Here is a 15,920-nt window from a genome sequence, read left to right on the forward strand (position 1 = left end):
TCAAGCCGCGCCGGCGGCGCCGAGGAGGTCTGCCGGCAGGATCGGGAAGCGGCGGACGCGGATGCCCGTCGCGTGGAACACGGCGTTGGCGATCGCCCCGACGGTGCCGGTGATCCCGATCTCGCCGACGCCCTTGATGCCAAGCGGATTGACGTGCGGATCGACCTCGTCGACGAGGATCACGTCCATCTCCGCGACGTCGGCATTCACCGGCACGTGGTAGCCGGCGAGATCGGCGTTCATGATCCGGCCGGACCGCCTGTCGTGGACGGCTTCCTCCTCGAGCGCGAAGCCGAGGCCCCAGACCATGCCGCCATAGAGCTGGCTGGAGGCGAGGCGCGGATTGACGATGCGCCCGGCGGCAAAGGCGCCGACCAGCCGGCTGACGCGGATCTGGCCGAGTTCGGGATCGACCTTCACCTCGGCGAACACCGCGCCATGCGAGAACATGGCGTAGTCCCCGGCGCTCGCCGGGTCGCGGGCGCCCTGGCCGGTGCCCTCGATCGCGTCCAGCCCGGCGCGTGCGAGGATCTCCCCGTAGCTTTCCGAGCGCGACGGATCGTCGGCTCGGTGCAGCCGTCCGTCCCGCGCTTCGACGCCGACATTGCCGGCCCCGAAGAGCGGCGAGCGCTCGTCGGCGACGGCAAGCTCGGTCAGCCGGGCGATGGCGTCGCGGCCCGCGGCATGGAGGGCGCCGCCGGCCGTCGCCGTGTGGCCGGAGCCGCCGGCAATGCCGCCGTCGGGAAGGCCGGAATGGCCGGAGCGGAACTCGACGGCGTCGATGTCGAGCCCGACCCCGTCGGCGGCAAGCTGGGCGAGGGCGGTCCAGGCGCCCTGGCCCATGTCGACGCCGGCCGTCTCGACCACCGCCGTGCCGTCCGCCTTCAGAACCGCCCGCGCCTTCGCCTGGAACATCGGCGCGTGGAAGAGCGCGGTGCCCATGCCCCAGCCGACGAGCCGCCCGGCCCCGTCCGTCATCTGCCGCGGCGCAAGCGGCCGATCCGCCCAGCCGAAGCGCCGGGCGCCCTCGGCGTAGCATTCGCGCAGCGCCTTGGCAGAAAACGGCTTGCCGGAGGCGGGATCCTCCTCCGCATAGTTCCGCAGGCGGAATTCGAGCGGATCGAGGCCGGCGGCGAACGCCGCCTCGTCGATCGCCGATTCGAGCGCGGCCGAGCCCGATGCCTCGCCGGGCGCCCGCATCGGGCCGGGCGTTCCGACGTCCCAGCGCACCCCACTGTGGCGGGCGGCGAGCGCCGGCGTGGCATAAAGGTTGTGCGAGGCGTTGGAGGCCGGTTCGAGGAAGTTCTCGAAGCTCGACGTCGACGAGGTCGTGACGTGCTCCAGCGCCGTCAGGCGTCCCGCATCGTCGAGGCCGATGCGGAAGTCCTGTCGGGTGGCGCCGCGATGGCCGACCGGGCCGAACATCTGGTCGCGCCGCAGCACGTATTTGACCGGCCGGTCGAGCATCTTGGCGGCGAGGATCGTCAGCACCTGCGCCCCGAAGATGATTGCCTTGGAGCCGAAGCCGCCGCCGAGGAAGGGGCTGCGGATCGTGACGTTCTCGGCCGGGACGCCGAACCAGGCGCCGAAGGCGGCGGTCGACATCACCAGCGCCTGGTTCGGCGTGTCGAGGGTCAGCCGGTCGCCGTCCCACGCCGCGACGATGGCGTGGGGTTCCATGGCGTTGTGATATTGCGGCGGCGTCTCGAACCGCGCCTCGACGGTCCTTGCCGCGCCCGCGAGCCCGGCTTCGACGTCGCCCTTGACGGTGGTCGGCGGCGAGCCGACGCCAACGGCTTCGGGCTCGAAGCTCTCGACGCCGTCGAAGCCGAGCCGCGGCGTCTCCGCCTCGTAGCGCGGGGCGAGCAGCCGGGCGCCTTCGCTCGCCGCCTCGAGAGTCTCGGCGACGACGAGGGCGATCGGCTGGCCCGCATAGCGCACCGTCTCGTCCTGCAGCACCTCGGTGCGGAAGGCGAACATGTGCGGCTTGGCGTCCGGATCCATCGCCAGCGCCGGGCGGTTCGCCGGCGTCAGCACCTCGACGACGCCCGGATGGGCTTTGGCCGCCGCGACGTTGAGGCCGACGACGCGGCCTCGCGCGATCGTCGCGTCCGCGGTGACCGCATAGAGCATGCCGTCGGGGTGATTGTCGGCGGCATAGGTGGCCGCGCCGGTGACCTTGAGCACGCCGTCGCGGCGGGTCATCGGCTGGCCGCTGTTGGAGCCGAAGCGCCGCTGCGCGGCCGGCATGGGAACGACGCTAGACATGGGCGGCAACTCCGGCCGGTTCGGCGAAGGGCGAGGCAGGCAGGGCGGGCAGCCGCTCGGGCGTTCCGGCCGCCGCCATCGCCAGCACGCGGGCGACGACCCGCCTGCCGAGCTCGATCTTGTAGGCATTGTCGCCGGAGGGCCTCGCCTCGGCGAAGGCCGCCTCGGCGGCCCGCTCGAACGCCGCCCTTTCCGGCGCCGCTCCGGCGAGCGCAGCTTCGGCGGCGACGGCGCGCCAGGGAACCGGGGCGACGCCGCCGAGCGCGACGCGGGCCTCGACGATCCGGCCGTCGGCGATCGTCAGCGCCGCCGCCGCAGAGGCGAGGGCGAAGGCGTAGGAGGTCCGCTCGCGCACCTTCAGATAGCGCTGGTTGGCGGCGAAGGCGGCGGCATCCGCCGGCAGCCTGACGGCGACGACCATCTCGCCGGCGGCGAGCGCCGTCTCCTTCTCCGGCGTCTCGCCGGGCAGGCGGTAGAAGTCGGCGATCGGCACGTCGCGTCGCCCGGCCGTGCCGGCGATCTCGACGATCGCCCCGAGCGCCGTCAGCGCGACGCAGAGATCCGACGGGTGGACGGCGATGCAGTGGTCGCTCCAGCCGAGCACGGCATGCGCGCGGTTCTCGCCGCCGACGGCGTCGCAGCCGGCGCCGGGCATCCGCTTGTTGCAAGCGCTGGCGGTGTCGTAGAAATAGGCGCAGCGGGTGCGCTGCATCAGATTGCCGGCAAGCGTCGCGGCGTTGCGCAGCTGTGCCGACGCGCCGGAGAGCAGCGCCTCGGCGACGGCCGGAAAGCGGCGCGCGAAGTCGGCGTCGCGCGGCAGCGCGGCGTTGCGCACCAGCGCGCCGATGCGCGTCGATCCGTCGGGAAGCGTCTCGATGCGGTCGAGATCCGGCAGATGGGTGAGGTCGACCAGCCGGTCCGGCGTCGAAACGCCGCCCTTCATCAGGTCGAGAAGGTTGGTGCCGGCGCCGAGATAGGCCGAGCCGGGCTCGGACGCGGCGGCGACGGCTTCGTCGACGCTCGCGGGCCGGACATATTCGAAGAGGTTCATGCCGCGTCCCTTTGCTTGTCGGAGGCGATCTTCGCCGCCGCGTCGATGACGGCCTCGGTGATGCCCTTGTAGGCGCCGCAGCGGCAGATGTTGCCGCTCATCGCCTCCCGGACGCGCTCCGGATCGTCGCCGGCCTCGCCTTCGAGGATCAGCCCGACGGCGCTCATGATCTGGCCGGGCGTGCAGAAGCCGCACTGGAAGCCGTCATGGTCGATGAAGGCCTGCTGCACCGGATGCAGGCGATCGCCGTCGGCGAGGCCTTCGATCGTGGTGACGCTCGCGCCGTCGAGGCTGACGGCGAGGGTGAGGCAGGAATTGACGCGCCTGCCGTCGACGAGGACGGTGCAGGCGCCGCACTGGCCGCGGTCGCAGCCCTTCTTGGAGCCGGTGAGATGCATGCGCTCGCGCAGGAGGTCGAGCAGCGTCACCCGCGGATCGTCGAGAACGATCTGGCGAGGTTCGCCATTGACCGTGAGGGAAAGGTTCATCGTGTTACCTTTCGAGGAATGGTCGGATGGTGGGGGCGGTCGTCCGCCCGGCCGCCGCGGCGGTCGGGATATCTGCCGCAGTCGCGGACGGCGGTTTGCCTTCGGGCCCGGGCCATGGTCTGGAGGACGGCGGCAGATGCGGCCGAACGGCTGCCCGCGACCAATTATACGGAGGCACCCTCCGCTTTCAAGTGTGGAAGGATTATAATTTTCGAAATGGAAGCGGCATCGACGAAGGCAATCCGGCGTCCGCGCGCGGACTCCCAGCGCAACCGCGAGAAGCTGCTCGTCGCGGCGGCGGCAGTGTTTCGCGAGACCGGCGGCGAGGGGACGCTGGAGGCGGTTGCGCGCCGGGCAACGGTCGGCATCGGCACGCTCTACCGGCATTTTCCAACGCGCGAGGCGCTGTTCGAGGCGGTCTACCGGCGCGAGATCGACCAACTGGCAGAGCTGGCGCGCGATCTCGAAGGTTCCGGCGATCCGGTCGAGAACCTGCGCGGCTTCCTGCATGCCATGGTCGGGCTGATCGCCACCAAGAAGGGCATGATCCGCGCGCTCGCCATCGTCCTCGACGGCTCCTGCGAGATCACCAACTATTCGCAGGCGACGCTCCTATCCGCGATGCAGCGGGTGCACGCGCCGGCGATCGCCGCGGGCAGGCTGCGGCCCGACGTCTCGGCCGAGGACGTGCTGCAGACGGTGGTCGGCATGTGCATCGCCCGCCGCGACGAGCGCTGGGAGGCGGCGGTGAGCCGCCTCAGCGACGTCTTTCTCGACGGGCTGCGCATCGACAGGGCCTGAGCGGCCGGCCGGCTCTTCGCAAGCTCCGCGGACGGTCCTGCTTCGACGCAACCTGACAGGATCCGGGCCGGGCATTGATCCAGCGGGAACGGCGTTCCAAGGCCGGCGGCCGGCGGCGCGTCCGACGCCTCGGCCGGCGCCAGCCTGCCGCAGGGATCAGCGCTCGCCGGGCGCCGGTTCCCGGGCGGGGGTCGCCGTCGCTTCGCGGCCGAAATTCGGCTTGGCGGTGTCCTGGCCGGCCTCGATGATGCCGCGGCGGATCGCCCGCGTGCGGGTGAAGAGGTCGAACAGCGTGTCGCCGTCGCCCCAGCGGATCGCCCGCTGCAGCGAGGCGAGATCCTCCGAGAAGCGGGCGAGCATCTCTAGGACCGCGTCCCGGTTGGTCAGGAAGACGTCCCGCCACATCGTCGGGTCGGAGGCGGCGATGCGGGTGAAGTCGCGAAAGCCCGACGCGGAGAACTTCACGACTTCTTGCTGCGTCACCGTCTCGAGGTCGGCCGCCGTTCCGACGATGTTGTAGGCGATGAGATGCGGCACGTGGCTGACGATCGCCAGCACCAGGTCGTGGTGCTCGGCGGTCATCGTCTCGACATTGGCGCCGCAGGCCTCCCAGAACGTCCTGACCTTCGCCACCGCCGCCGGATCGGTGTCGGCGAGCGGGGTCAGGATGCACCAGCGATTGCGGAAGAGTTCGACGAAGCCGGCTTCCGGGCCCGAATGCTCGGTGCCGGCGAGGGGATGGGCCGGGACGAACTCTGCCGTCTCGGGCAGATGCGGGCGCATCTGCTCGATGACCGCGCCCTTGACCGAGCCGACGTCGGAGACGATCGCGCCCTGTCTCAGATGTGGTGCGATCTCCCTTGCGATCGCCCCGCAGACGCCGACCGGCACCGACAGGATGACGAAGTCCGCATCCTTGACCGCCTCGGCCGCCTCCAGATGATAGCTGTCGCCGAGGCCGAGCGCCTCGGCCTTCTCCAGCGTCTCGCGTCGGCGCGTGGTGACGGCGACGTGGCGCGCCAGCCCGCCCGCCTTGACGTTGAGCGCCAGCGACGAGCCGATGAGGCCGATGCCGATCAGCGCGACGCGATCGAAGAGCGGTGCCGTCATGACGACGACCTGCCGAGGAATTCGGCAAGCGCGGCCACCGCGCCGCGATTGGCCTCCTCCGTGCCGATCGACATGCGCAGCGCGTTGGGAAAGCCGTAGCCGGCGACGCGGCGCATGATGAAGCCGCGCTCCGTCAGGAAGGCGTCGGCCTCGGCCGCGCCGCGGCCGGCCGCGTCGTCGAAGTGGACGAGGAGGAAGTTGCCGACGCTCGGCGTCACCTCGAGGCCGAGCCCCTCCAGCGCCTTCGCTGTCCATTCCAGCCATTCGGCGTTGAAGCGCGCGGCCTCCTCGACGAAGGCCCGGTCGCGCGCGGCGGCAGCCCCGGCGGCGATGGCGGCGGCATTGAGGTTGAACGGGCCGCGCACCCTGTCGAGCGTCGAGACGATCGTTTCCGGCCCGTAGAGCCAGCCGACCCTCAGGCCCGCGAGCCCGTAGATCTTCGAGAAGGTCCGGGTCATCACGACGTTGTCGGTCGCCGATACGAGCTCGACGCCGGCGCCGTAGTCGTTGCGGCGGACATATTCGGCATAGGCCGCGTCGAGGACGAGGACGACGTTGCCGGGCAGTCCCGCCTGCAGGCGGCGCACCTCGTCGAAGGGCAGATAGGTGCCGGTCGGATTGTTGGGATTGGCGAGGAAGACGAGCTTCGTCTTCTCGGTGACGCGCGCGAGGATCGCGTCGACGTCGGCGGTCCGGTCCTTTTCGGGCGCGACGACGGGTGTCGCGCCGGCGGCGCGGATCTGGATGCCGTAGACGAGGAAGCCGTGCTCGGTGTGGATCGCCTCGTCGCCCGGGCCGAGATAGCACTGGCACAGAAGCCCGAGCAGCTCGTCGGAGCCGTTGCCGCAGAGGATGTTCTTCGGATTGAGGCCGTGCACCTCGGCGATCGCCGCCTTGAGGTCGCTCGCCTGGCCGTCGGGATACTGCTCGAGATGGAGAAGCGCCTGCCGGGCCGCCTCGACGGCGGCGGGCGGCGGGCCGAGCGGCGTCTCGTTCGAGGAGAGCTTGTGGAGCTTGATCCCCTCCGGCGCCCGGCTCTTGCCGGGAACGTAGATCTCGATGTCGAGCACGCCGGACTTCGGTTGCGGTTTCATCGCCGGGACTTTCGAAAGAGGAGTTCGCGGCCCCCGCTCAGGCCGCAGCGGGCGCCAGGGGAGCCGCATATCCGCCAATCGGGCGGATGTCGAGATGGCTGGAGAGCCGCGCCCGCAGCGCGTCCTCGGAAAGCGGCGTGGCGACGAGGCAGCTCGTCGTTCCTTCGGCCGCGGCGCGGGCGAGGACGGCGACGTCGCCATCGGCCCGGGGCGCCTCGCCGGAAAAACGCACGGCGTAGCAGCCGATCTCCGGCGGCACCGGATCGGCGAGCGGCGGAGCGACGACGAGGCAGGGCGTTGCGGCCGGCCGGCCTTCGAGGGCGAAGAACGGCAGCCGCGCGACGATCTGGCCGGTCCGCAGTTCGTCCCACCAGGGGAAATCGTCGGGAGCCGAAGCGGCGGGCAGGGGGACGACGCCGAGCCGGTCGTGACGGCCGCCCTCGATCGCCCCGATAACCGCGGCCGGAGACCCGGCGAGCGACAGCGGCACCGAGAAACCGAAATAGAAGCGGGCCGTCTCGACGGTCGCGACCGCCTCGCCGCAGGCCACGACCTCGAAGGGCGCCTGCAGGGCGGTGAAGGTCGAGATGATCTCGCGCCAGAGATGTTCGACCGCCGTGAGCGGCAGGTGGCCGGAATGCCGCTCGGCGAGCCGGCGCATCATCTCGGCCTCGCGGCCCGGGCGGAAGGCGGCGCCGTTCTTCGCCGTGCCCTTCACCCTGATGAGTTCGTCGATCACCGCGGCCCGCTGCATCAGCAGGCGGTGGACCGACTCGTCGATCGCGTCGATCTTCGCCCTGAGCTCGAGCAGCCGCGAGGGATCTGCCTTGGCCGCCTCGTCCATCGTCCCCTCCGTCTCGTTCCGGGCGCTTCTAGCGGCTCGCCCCCGGCTTGGCAAAGGCGAGCGGCGCGCCGCAGCGGGACGAATGCGGCCGGCCGGGCCGGCGCGACGGTTCGGCGATTTTCGATGGAGCCGTCAGTTGAGGGTCCGGGCGCCGCACGGCAGGTCGAGCGAAAAGGCGGGGATCTCCACCGCGAAGGTCTCGCCGGCGGCCGAGCGCATGAAGTAGCGCCCGCGCATGATGCCGGACGGCGTCGGCAGCGGGCAGCCGGAGGTGTAGGAAAAGCTGTCGCCCGGCAGAATCACCGGTTGCTCGCCGACGACGCCGGGGCCGGTGACTTCCTCGACATGACCGGCTGCGTCGGTGATCTGCCAGAAGCGCGACTGCAGCTGCACCGCCTCCTCGCCGGCATTCTCGATCTCGACCTGATAGGCGAAGACCCATCGGCCGGCCTCGGGGTCCGACTGTTCCTCAAGATAGGCGGGCTTCACGGTGACGATGATCTGCCGCGTCGTCGCCTGGTACATGGCAGTCGCTGCCCCTCTTTGCGAAACCTCGTCGAACCGACGGTCAGCCTAGCGCGGATCGGCGGCGAATTCACCTTTCCGTTCGTTCGGCAAAGACGCTTGCCTGCAAGCCTCCCTAAGGTAAGCTCACTGGCCCGCAGCTCCGGGCGAAAACATCGAAGGACGGCGATCGTGGTCAGGGCGTTACTCTTCGGTTTGGTCGCGGGCGCCGTGCTGCTGCCCGGCGCGCTCTCGGTCGCGGATGCCGCGCCGAAGCGCTTCGGCCCCTTCGTCGTCGACAGCGACCAGCCTTCCGTCATCCGCCTCGACGGCCAGATCGGGGCGCTCGACCAGTTCAGCTTCGACGACGCGCGGGACGCCGCGCCGAACGCCCGCACCCTGATGCTCGACAGTCCCGGCGGCAATTTGATCATCGCCCTCGGGATCGCCGACAGGCTGCTCCAGTCCGACTTCAAGACCGTCATTCCGCAGAATTCCGTCTGTCTGTCGGCCTGCGCCTTCCTGTTCCTCGCCGGACGGGAGCGGGAGGTCGAGGGCCGGCTCGGCGTGCATCAGGTCGCCTCGACGGATTCGGGCGATTTCGCCTTCGCCCAGGCCGCCCTGTCGCGGGTCGCACGGTTCCTGCAGAAGGCCGACACCAATCCCGAGATCCTCGCCATCATGCTGGCGACGCCCGCCGACCAGATGCACATTTTCGACAGGGACGAGATCACGCGCTTCGGCCTCGACCGCGGCGGCCGGTCGCCCGGGCCGGTGGAACGGCCGACGCCGCAGCCTGAGGAGCAGCGGCCTCAGCCGAAGCAGCAGCCGGAGGCGCCGGTTCTGACGGCGGCGGCCGAAGCCGCCTTCCGGGCCTGCGCCGAAGTCGCGGCAAGCCCCTTCGACGCTGCCAGGCCGGCCGGCGTCGCGGGCGTCGGCAACGACCAGATCGACGCGTCGCGGGCGATTCCGGCCTGCCAGAAGGCGCTCGACCTCGCGCCGGGCGACGCCCGGGTGGAATCGATGCTCGGGCGCAGCCTGCAGCGGGCGGGCCGCGACCAGGAGGCGGTCGCCATGTTCCGCAAGGCGGCCGAGCAGCAAAACGCCTTCGGCGAATACAGTCTCGGCCTGTCATATGCCTACGGCCGGGGCGTCGGGACCGACAACGACGAGGCCGCCCGCTGGTACCGGCTGGCCGCCGACCGGGGTTATGTTGAAGCCCAGTACAATCTGGCGATCTTCTACGCCAACGGCACGGGCGTGCCGCAGGACGGCGCGGCGGCGGCCGACTGGTACCGGCGGGCGGCCGAGCAGGGCTATCCCGCCGCGCAGTCCAATCTCGGGCTGATGCTCGCCTACGGCACCGGCGTACCGAAGGACGAGGCGGCCGCGGCCCGCTGGTACAAATTGGCCGTCGACCAGGGCTATTCCAACGCGCAATACGGCCTCGGCCTGCTCTATCACACCGGCGCGGGCGTACCGAAGAACGACGTGGAGGCGCTGCGGCTGTTCCGTCTGGCGGCGGAGCAGGAGGACACCACCGCGCAGTACCAGCTCGGGCTGATGTACGCGACGGGCGACGGCGTGCCGAAGGATCCCAAGCAGGCGGAGCGCTGGTACCGGCGCTCGGCGGCCAAGGGCTATTCGCTGGCCCAGTACGCGCTCGGCTACATGTTCAAGGCCGGCGGCGACGCGCCGAAGAACGATGCCGAGGGACTGCGCTTCCTGCGCCTTGCCGCCGACCAGGGCTACGCGCCGGCGCAATATTACCTCGGCAACATCTTCCTGACAGGCGACGGCGTCGCCAAGGACCAGACGGAGGCGGTCCGCTGGTACAGGAAGGCAGCCGAGCAGGGCGACGACAAGGCGCGCGACATCCTGCAACGGCTCGGCAAGCTGTAACGTTTTTCGCCCGGGCGCGAAGATCGTCCCGACATCTGAGGACGAAAGGGGCGGGTGTGCTCGACGCAGTGCTGAGGCGACGGATCGATCCGCCGGTCGAGAGGCTGGCGGCGGTTCTGGCGTCGCGCGGCGTCGGGGCCGATGCCGTCACCGTCGCGGGCCTCGCCATCGGCCTCGCCGCCGCCGCCGCCATCGCGCTCGGCAGCCCGCCGGCGGGACTGGTGCTGATCCTTTTGTCCAGGCTGTGCGACGGGCTCGACGGGGCGATCGCCAAGATGACCCGGCCCACCGATCTCGGCGGCTATCTCGACATCACCTTCGATTTCGTCTTCTACGGCGCGATCCCGCTCGGCTTCGCGCTGCTCGATCCGACGCGAAACGCTCTTCCGGCCGCCGTCCTGCTGCTGACCTTCTATGCCAACGGCGCCAGCTTCCTCGCCTATGCGATCCTTGCGGAGAAGCGGAAGATCGCGACGACGGCCAGGGGGCCGAAGGCGTTCTTCTTCTCGACCGGTCTCGCGGAGGCCAGCGAGACGATCATCGCCTTCTGTCTGTTCTGCCTGTTTCCGGCGTGGTTTCCGGCGATCGCCTACGGCTTTGCGGCGATGACCGCCTGGACGTTCGGGGCAAGGGTGTGGCTGGCGGTGAGTACGTTCGGGTAAACATTCAGTTAATCTCCGCTATTAACGTATCGCAGAATTCTCAGCTAAATGACAACATCCTGAATATTCATTCGATTTCTGTGGCCATGTTCGCTTAAAATTGTCTCTCGCCATTCTTTGGGTGGCACCACCAAGTGTCGACTTGGTCTGCGCCCTTGCGCCAAATCGATCAAAATTCGTCTACCCTCACTCTGCAAAACAGGGTCGTTTATCATTCGGCCGAGATAAAACTTCACGAACGAAATCGTTTCGTACACTTCATACCATAGAAAGTCTGGAGTCAATGCATTTTTATTTACAGAAATACTGTCAAGTTTTTCAAGATCTCGTATTATTTCTTTTATAAATGCTTCTGACATTTGCCGATTCTCAATGATTGAGATTGCAGATGTATTATATATGTACTGATTTAAGAGGTAGATATATGTTTTGTGCAGTGCCTTGTCGGACTTCTCAGCGTGATCGATTTTTTCAAAAACTAACTCGATCTGCTCAAGACCGCGTCCGGCCGCTGTCATCGCGTTTTCAATTGACAGACTACACACCTCCAATTCTTGCGGCGACAAATTCTCTCCGTTGAGAAATTTCTCAAATGAACGCCGATACATCGACCACCACATGAATGAAAATTCATTATAAGTGAGCCCGATTGATCTTGCAACAGAAAGCTCAGTTCGGTGCCTTACTATCTGATCAATTACTTGCATCAAGGTTTTCCGGACTCCAATGTACACGGCTATACCAAAACCAGCGATAATGGTGGCTAAAACCGCAAGAAGTGATAAGAATATATCGAGATATCTCGACCAAAATAAATTCTCTGCCTCCCGTAGTATTTGTTGTCTTTGACTTGAGATTTCAATGGCGTCTTTGTCAACCGGCATGCTATTAAAAGGCTGTGGGGATGAGAGTGCAGGAGGATTTTCTTGGGAAAAAGCCGTGAACGTAAAGAAAAAAGAAATCAGAAAGGCAATTCTACACAACAGCATTGTACTGCTCCATAAAATGTTGGCCACTTAATTTGTTCAAAAAATCCGAACCGACATGTTTGTCGGGACTCCTATTCCGACCCAGATTGTTCCCGCTGGGAAAAAGGCACAGTACGTGCACTTACGGACAAAATGCAACGCTCGATTAAATCGAATTGAGCGCCCCCTCGATGTCGTCCCACAGATCCTCGACGTCTTCGAGCCCGAGCGACAGGCGCACCAGACCGTCGTCGATCCCGAGCTCGGCCCGCGCCTCGGCGGAAAGGTTCTTGTGGGTGGTCGTCGCCGGATGCGTCACCAGGCTCTTGGCGTCGCCGAGATTGTTGGAGATCAGGATGATCCTCAGCGCGTTGAGGAAGCGGAAGGCCGCTTCCTTGCCGCCCGCGACGTCGAAGGCGACGAGGGTCGAGCCGGCCGCCATCTGGCGCCGCGCGACGGCGAAATCCGGATGGTCCTCGCGCCCCGGATAGAGGACGCGCGAAATCTTGGGGCTCTCCGCCAGCCGGTCCGCAACGGTCGCCGCCGAGCGGGTCTGCTGGGCGACCCGCAGCGGCAGGGTCTCGAGCCCCTTCAGCAGCGTCCAGGCGTTGAAGGGCGACAGGGCCGGGCCGGTGTGGCGGTAGTAGTCGTGGAGATTCTCGTCGATCCAGTCCTTCGAGGAGAGGATGATGCCGCCGAGGCAGCGACCCTGGCCGTCGATGTGCTTCGTCGCCGAATAGACGACGACGTCGGCGCCGAGGGCGAGCGGCTTCTGGTGGATCGGCGTCGCGAAGACGTTGTCGACGACGAGCGTCGCGCCGGCTGCGTGGGCGATCGCGGCGACGGCGGCGATGTCGATCACCTCAAGCGTCGGGTTGGTGGGCGTCTCCATGAAGAAGACGCGGGTGTTCGGCCGCACCGCCTTCTGCCATTCGTCGAGGTTGCGGCCGTCGACGAGGGTGCAGTCGACGCCCATGCGGGCCATCACCGTCTCGACCACGTAGCGGCAGGAGCCGAACAGCGCCCGCGCCGCGACGACGTGGTCGCCGGCCTTGACCTGGCATTGGATCGCCGCCGCCACCGCCGCCATGCCGGAGGCGGTGCCGCGGGCGTCGCCGGCGCCTTCCAGCGCCATCATCCGCTCCTCGAACATGCGCGTCGTCGGATTGGCGTAGCGTGAATAGATGAAGCCGGGCTCCTCGCCCTTGAAGCGCGCCTCTGCGGCCTCGGCCGTCTCATAGACGAAGCCCTGGGTCAGGAAGAGCGCTTCGGAGGTCTCGCCGAAGCCGGAACGCGTCGTGCCGCCGTGGACCATCAGCGTCGCGGGCTTGAAGTTTCGGGTCTGGTCGGTCGGCTGGGGCATCTCTCGTCTCCGGACAACAAAAAACCGGCCCTTGCGATCCCGCAACGCCGGTCTTCGAAAACGCCTTGGTCTTCGGATCGGCCCTTTAGCGAGTTGTTTTACGTGGCTGCAAGCCGGCCGGCCAAATCACCACGACGGCTTTGCAAATAGCTCCGATGGGGTTAGGCGTCAATCCATCGCAATCTCGGGGCGCGCCGCAAGGGCGCGGCACTCGCGGACGGGAAGGACGGCGCGAAGTTGGACGCGAGCGTGAGCGGAATCTTGCCGGATCGGTCGATCGCGGCGCTGTTCGAAACCGGTGCCGTCTCAGCTTCGCGCGCGCGCGAGGCGGACCAGATCCAGCCCGCCTCGCTCGACCTGCGCCTCGGGCCGGTGGCCTATCGGGTCCGCGCCAGCTTCCTGCCGGGCGGCCGCCATTCGGTCGCCGAGAAGCTCCAGCGCTTTTCGCTGCACGAGTTCGGCCTGGAAAAGGGGGCGGTGCTCGAGACCGGCTGCGTCTACGTCGTGCCGCTGATGGAGCGCCTCGCCCTGCCAAAGACCGTGCGGGCGACGGCCAACCCGAAATCCTCGACCGGCCGGCTCGACATCTTCACTCGCGTCCTCGCCGACAACGCCCAGGAGTTCGACAAGCTGCCGGCCGGCTATCGCGGCCCGCTCTATCTGGAAATCTCGCCGCGCACCTTCCCGATCCTGGTGCGCGAGGGCTCGCGGCTGTCGCAGATCCGCTTCCGCGGCGGCGAGCCGATGCTCTCGGCCGCCGAGCTCGCGGCGCTGCACGCGCGCATGCAGCTGACCAGCGCCGATGCCGCCAACATTTCCGAGGCGGGCATCGCCGTCTCGATCGACCTTGCCGGCGCCCCGGGCAGCCTCGTCGGCTATCGCGGCAAGCGCCACACCGGCCTTATCGACGTCGACCGGCGCGGCGCCTATGCCGTCGCCGAATACTGGGAGCCGATCCGGCGCGGCGCGGCCGGCGAACTGGTGCTCGATCCGGACGAATTCTACATCCTCGTGTCGAAGGAGGCGGTGCACGTGCCGCCGGACCACGCGGCGGAGATGACGCCCTTCGACCCGCTGGTCGGCGAGTTCCGCGTCCACTATGCCGGCTTCTTCGATCCGGGCTTCGGCCATTCGGCCGCCGGTGGCACGGGCAGCCGGGCGGTGCTCGAGGTCAGGAGCCACGACGTGCCCTTCATCCTCGAGGACGGACAGATCGTCGGCCGGCTGGTCTACGAGCGGATGGCCGGGCGGCCGGACCGGCTCTACGGCGCCGACCTCGCCTCGAACTACCAGGCGCAGGGGCTGAAGCTGTCGAAGCACTTCGCCTGATGGACCGTTCGACGCCGCGCTGACCTCCTTTGGTCGCGCGGTGCCGGCACGGGCTCCGGCGTGGCAACTTTGCCACGCGTCGGCCTCGTCTGTCACCTCCTCGTCCGTTCCCGCTTGACTGTCGGGACGAGCGGCGTATCGCGGCGCAAGGGTTGATGAGGGGAAGAAAACCGTGAAGACAGACGAAATCTGTGTGGTCGGGGTCGGCTATGTCGGGCTGATCCAGGCGGTGGGGCTGGCGAGCTTCGGGCTGAAGGTGACATGCGTCGATCTCGATCCGGCCAAGATCGACATGCTGCGGCGCGGCGTGCCGCCGATTTTCGAGGCGGGGCTCGAAGAGGCGCTGCGCCAGGCGATCGACCGCGGGCTGATCGGCTTTTCGACCGACATCGCCGAGGCCGCCGCCGCCCCGCTTTATTTCGTCGCCGTCGGAACGCCAACCAGCGAGCGGACGGGCAACGCCCGGCTCGATTATCTGGAAGCGGCCGTCTCGGGTATTGCCGCCGTCGCCCCGCCCGAGGCGGTCATCACCGTCAAGTCGACGGTGCCGATCGGCACCTGCGCGGCCCTTCAGGCGCGCCTCGACCGAGACCACCCGGAAAAGCTCCTGGCGATCGTATCCAATCCGGAATTCCTGCGCGAGGGAACGGCGCTCCACGACTTCTTCAACCCCGAGCGCATCGTCATCGGCGGGGCGAGCAGGCCGGCCCGTGAGCGGGTGCGCAAAAGCTATGCCGGCTTCGAGGAGCGCGGCGTGCCGGTGATCGAAAGCGACACGTTCACCAGCGAGACGATCAAATACGCCGCCAACGCCTTCCTCGCCACCAAGGTCACCTTCATCAACGAGATCTCCGACCTCGTCGAGACGGTGGGCGGCGACATCGACGAGGTGGCGCGGGGCATCGGGCTCGACAGCCGCATCGGCCCGCAGTTTTTGAAGGCCGGCCCTGGCTATGGCGGCTCGTGCTTTCCGAAGGACACGCTGGCGCTCGCCACCATCGGCCGCCGCCACGGCGTGCAGCAGCAGATCGTCGAGACGGTGATCAGGATCAACGACTCGCGCCGCTTCCACATTCTGAAGCGGATCGAGGCGGCGATGGGCGACAAGCTGTCGGGCAAGCGCGTCGCGGTGCTCGGCCTCGCCTTCAAGGCCGACACCGACGACGTGCGCGACAGCCCGGCGGTCGAAATCGTCCATGCGCTGCTCGAAGAGGGGGCGGCGGTCCGCAGCTACGACCCGGTGGCAAAGCTTACCGTCAAGCATCGCGGCTACCGCCAGTGCGAGACGATCGCGGCGGCATGCGAGGGCGCCAGCGCCGTCCTCGTCGCGACCGAATGGGGCGAATTCCGCACCTTCGACTTTACCGCCGTCGAGGAGGCGGTGGAGCGGCGCTACATCTTTGACATGCGCCGCATCGTCGACATCAAGGCGCCCTGGGCGCGGCGCTGGGATATCGAACGCATCGGCTCGCCCCTGATTCGGGCGAGCGGGTGAGGGGGGTGAAACTTGCGCGCGGCGGGTCGGACTTTTCGACG

At 67.9% G+C, this 15,920-nt stretch carries 14 protein-coding genes and 1 riboswitch; of the genes, 5 read left to right on the forward strand and 9 right to left on the reverse strand.

What is annotated here, in order from left to right:
- Genes J1C47_RS03895 through J1C47_RS03905 form a run of 3 tightly spaced genes read right to left on the reverse strand, consistent with a single transcriptional unit; the run spans position 1 to position 3,807 of the window.
- Positions 1–2,268, reverse strand: coding sequence for a xanthine dehydrogenase family protein molybdopterin-binding subunit (locus tag J1C47_RS03895; protein ID WP_207349403.1), 2,268 nt, complete (start codon positions 2,266–2,268; stop codon positions 1–3).
- On the reverse strand, positions 2,261–3,319 hold the full coding sequence (locus J1C47_RS03900) for an FAD binding domain-containing protein (protein WP_207349404.1): 1,059 nt from the start codon (positions 3,317–3,319) through the stop codon (positions 2,261–2,263). The genes J1C47_RS03895 and J1C47_RS03900 overlap by 8 nt, the downstream gene beginning before the upstream one ends.
- On the reverse strand, positions 3,316–3,807 hold the full coding sequence (locus tag J1C47_RS03905) for a (2Fe-2S)-binding protein (RefSeq protein WP_207349405.1): 492 nt from the start codon (positions 3,805–3,807) through the stop codon (positions 3,316–3,318). Before J1C47_RS03905 ends, J1C47_RS03900 begins: the two co-directional genes overlap by 4 nt.
- A gap of 216 nt (positions 3,808–4,023) precedes the next feature.
- Here J1C47_RS03905 and J1C47_RS03910 point away from each other — a divergent pair, with 216 nt between their 5' ends.
- Positions 4,024–4,608: a TetR/AcrR family transcriptional regulator gene (locus J1C47_RS03910; protein WP_207349406.1), complete on the forward strand. Its 585-nt coding sequence runs from the start codon at positions 4,024–4,026 to the stop codon at positions 4,606–4,608.
- Between the two features lie 156 nt (positions 4,609–4,764).
- Here the strand turns inward: J1C47_RS03910 and J1C47_RS03915 are convergent, their stop codons facing one another.
- The 4 genes from J1C47_RS03915 to apaG all read right to left on the reverse strand — a co-directional run bounded on the left by J1C47_RS03915 (position 4,765) and on the right by apaG (position 8,181).
- Positions 4,765–5,718 carry a prephenate/arogenate dehydrogenase family protein gene (locus J1C47_RS03915; RefSeq protein ID WP_207349407.1) on the reverse strand — a complete coding sequence of 318 codons (954 nt, stop codon included), beginning with the start codon at positions 5,716–5,718 and terminating at the stop codon, positions 4,765–4,767.
- A complete protein-coding gene (gene hisC / locus J1C47_RS03920) occupies positions 5,715–6,812 on the reverse strand; it encodes a histidinol-phosphate transaminase (protein WP_207349408.1) in 1,098 nt (365 codons plus the stop codon). The genes J1C47_RS03915 and hisC overlap by 4 nt, the downstream gene beginning before the upstream one ends.
- Before the next feature lie 37 nt (positions 6,813–6,849).
- Complete coding sequence (gene pheA / locus J1C47_RS03925) at positions 6,850–7,656, reverse strand: chorismate mutase (RefSeq protein ID WP_207349409.1); 807 nt, start codon at positions 7,654–7,656, stop codon at positions 6,850–6,852.
- Positions 7,657–7,788: 132 nt separating this feature from the next.
- Positions 7,789–8,181, reverse strand: coding sequence for a Co2+/Mg2+ efflux protein ApaG (gene apaG / locus J1C47_RS03930; RefSeq protein WP_207349410.1), 393 nt, complete (start codon positions 8,179–8,181; stop codon positions 7,789–7,791).
- A gap of 171 nt (positions 8,182–8,352) precedes the next feature.
- Between apaG and J1C47_RS24090 the strand changes: the two genes are divergently transcribed.
- Together J1C47_RS24090 and J1C47_RS03940 are read left to right on the forward strand one after the other, a co-directional pair.
- On the forward strand, positions 8,353–10,062 hold the full coding sequence (locus tag J1C47_RS24090; RefSeq protein ID WP_207349411.1) for an SEL1-like repeat protein: 1,710 nt from the start codon (positions 8,353–8,355) through the stop codon (positions 10,060–10,062).
- A 56-nt stretch (positions 10,063–10,118) separates the two neighbouring features.
- Positions 10,119–10,724 carry a CDP-alcohol phosphatidyltransferase family protein gene (locus J1C47_RS03940; protein WP_207349412.1) on the forward strand — a complete coding sequence of 202 codons (606 nt, stop codon included), beginning with the start codon at positions 10,119–10,121 and terminating at the stop codon, positions 10,722–10,724.
- A gap of 44 nt (positions 10,725–10,768) precedes the next feature.
- On the opposite strand, the gene J1C47_RS03945 is transcribed toward J1C47_RS03940, so the two are convergent.
- Together J1C47_RS03945 and J1C47_RS03950 are read right to left on the reverse strand one after the other, a co-directional pair.
- Positions 10,769–11,740: a hypothetical protein gene (locus J1C47_RS03945; RefSeq protein ID WP_207349413.1), complete on the reverse strand. Its 972-nt coding sequence runs from the start codon at positions 11,738–11,740 to the stop codon at positions 10,769–10,771.
- A 118-nt stretch (positions 11,741–11,858) separates the two neighbouring features.
- On the reverse strand, positions 11,859–13,055 hold the full coding sequence (locus J1C47_RS03950; protein WP_207349414.1) for an O-succinylhomoserine sulfhydrylase: 1,197 nt from the start codon (positions 13,053–13,055) through the stop codon (positions 11,859–11,861).
- A gap of 65 nt (positions 13,056–13,120) precedes the next feature.
- Positions 13,121–13,198, reverse strand: a riboswitch (SAM riboswitch).
- Positions 13,199–13,304: 106 nt separating this feature from the next.
- Here J1C47_RS03950 and J1C47_RS03955 point away from each other — a divergent pair.
- Complete coding sequence (locus J1C47_RS03955; RefSeq protein ID WP_342591926.1) at positions 13,305–14,384, forward strand: 2'-deoxycytidine 5'-triphosphate deaminase; 1,080 nt, start codon at positions 13,305–13,307, stop codon at positions 14,382–14,384.
- A 172-nt stretch (positions 14,385–14,556) separates the two neighbouring features.
- Positions 14,557–15,879: a nucleotide sugar dehydrogenase gene (locus J1C47_RS03960; RefSeq protein ID WP_207349416.1), complete on the forward strand. Its 1,323-nt coding sequence runs from the start codon at positions 14,557–14,559 to the stop codon at positions 15,877–15,879.
- Positions 15,880–15,920: the final 41 nt, after the last annotated feature.

It is taken from the genome of Jiella sonneratiae (genome assembly GCF_017353515.1).
Taxonomy (GTDB): Bacteria; Pseudomonadota; Alphaproteobacteria; order Rhizobiales; family Rhizobiaceae; genus Jiella; species Jiella sonneratiae.

Coding starts and splice junctions, on each gene's coding strand:
- J1C47_RS03905 (WP_207349405.1), bottom strand. CDS start 3,807: ATGAACCTTTCCCTCACGGTCAATGGCGAACCTCGCCAGATCGTTCTC.
- J1C47_RS03900 (WP_207349404.1), bottom strand. CDS start 3,319: ATGAACCTCTTCGAATATGTCCGGCCCGCGAGCGTCGACGAAGCCGTC.
- J1C47_RS03950 (WP_207349414.1), bottom strand. CDS start 13,055: ATGCCCCAGCCGACCGACCAGACCCGAAACTTCAAGCCCGCGACGCTG.
- J1C47_RS03910 (WP_207349406.1), top strand. CDS start 4,024: ATGGAAGCGGCATCGACGAAGGCAATCCGGCGTCCGCGCGCGGACTCC.
- hisC (WP_207349408.1), bottom strand. CDS start 6,812: ATGAAACCGCAACCGAAGTCCGGCGTGCTCGACATCGAGATCTACGTT.
- J1C47_RS03915 (WP_207349407.1), bottom strand. CDS start 5,718: ATGACGGCACCGCTCTTCGATCGCGTCGCGCTGATCGGCATCGGCCTC.
- apaG (WP_207349410.1), bottom strand. CDS start 8,181: ATGTACCAGGCGACGACGCGGCAGATCATCGTCACCGTGAAGCCCGCC.
- pheA (WP_207349409.1), bottom strand. CDS start 7,656: ATGGACGAGGCGGCCAAGGCAGATCCCTCGCGGCTGCTCGAGCTCAGG.
- J1C47_RS03895 (WP_207349403.1), bottom strand. CDS start 2,268: ATGTCTAGCGTCGTTCCCATGCCGGCCGCGCAGCGGCGCTTCGGCTCC.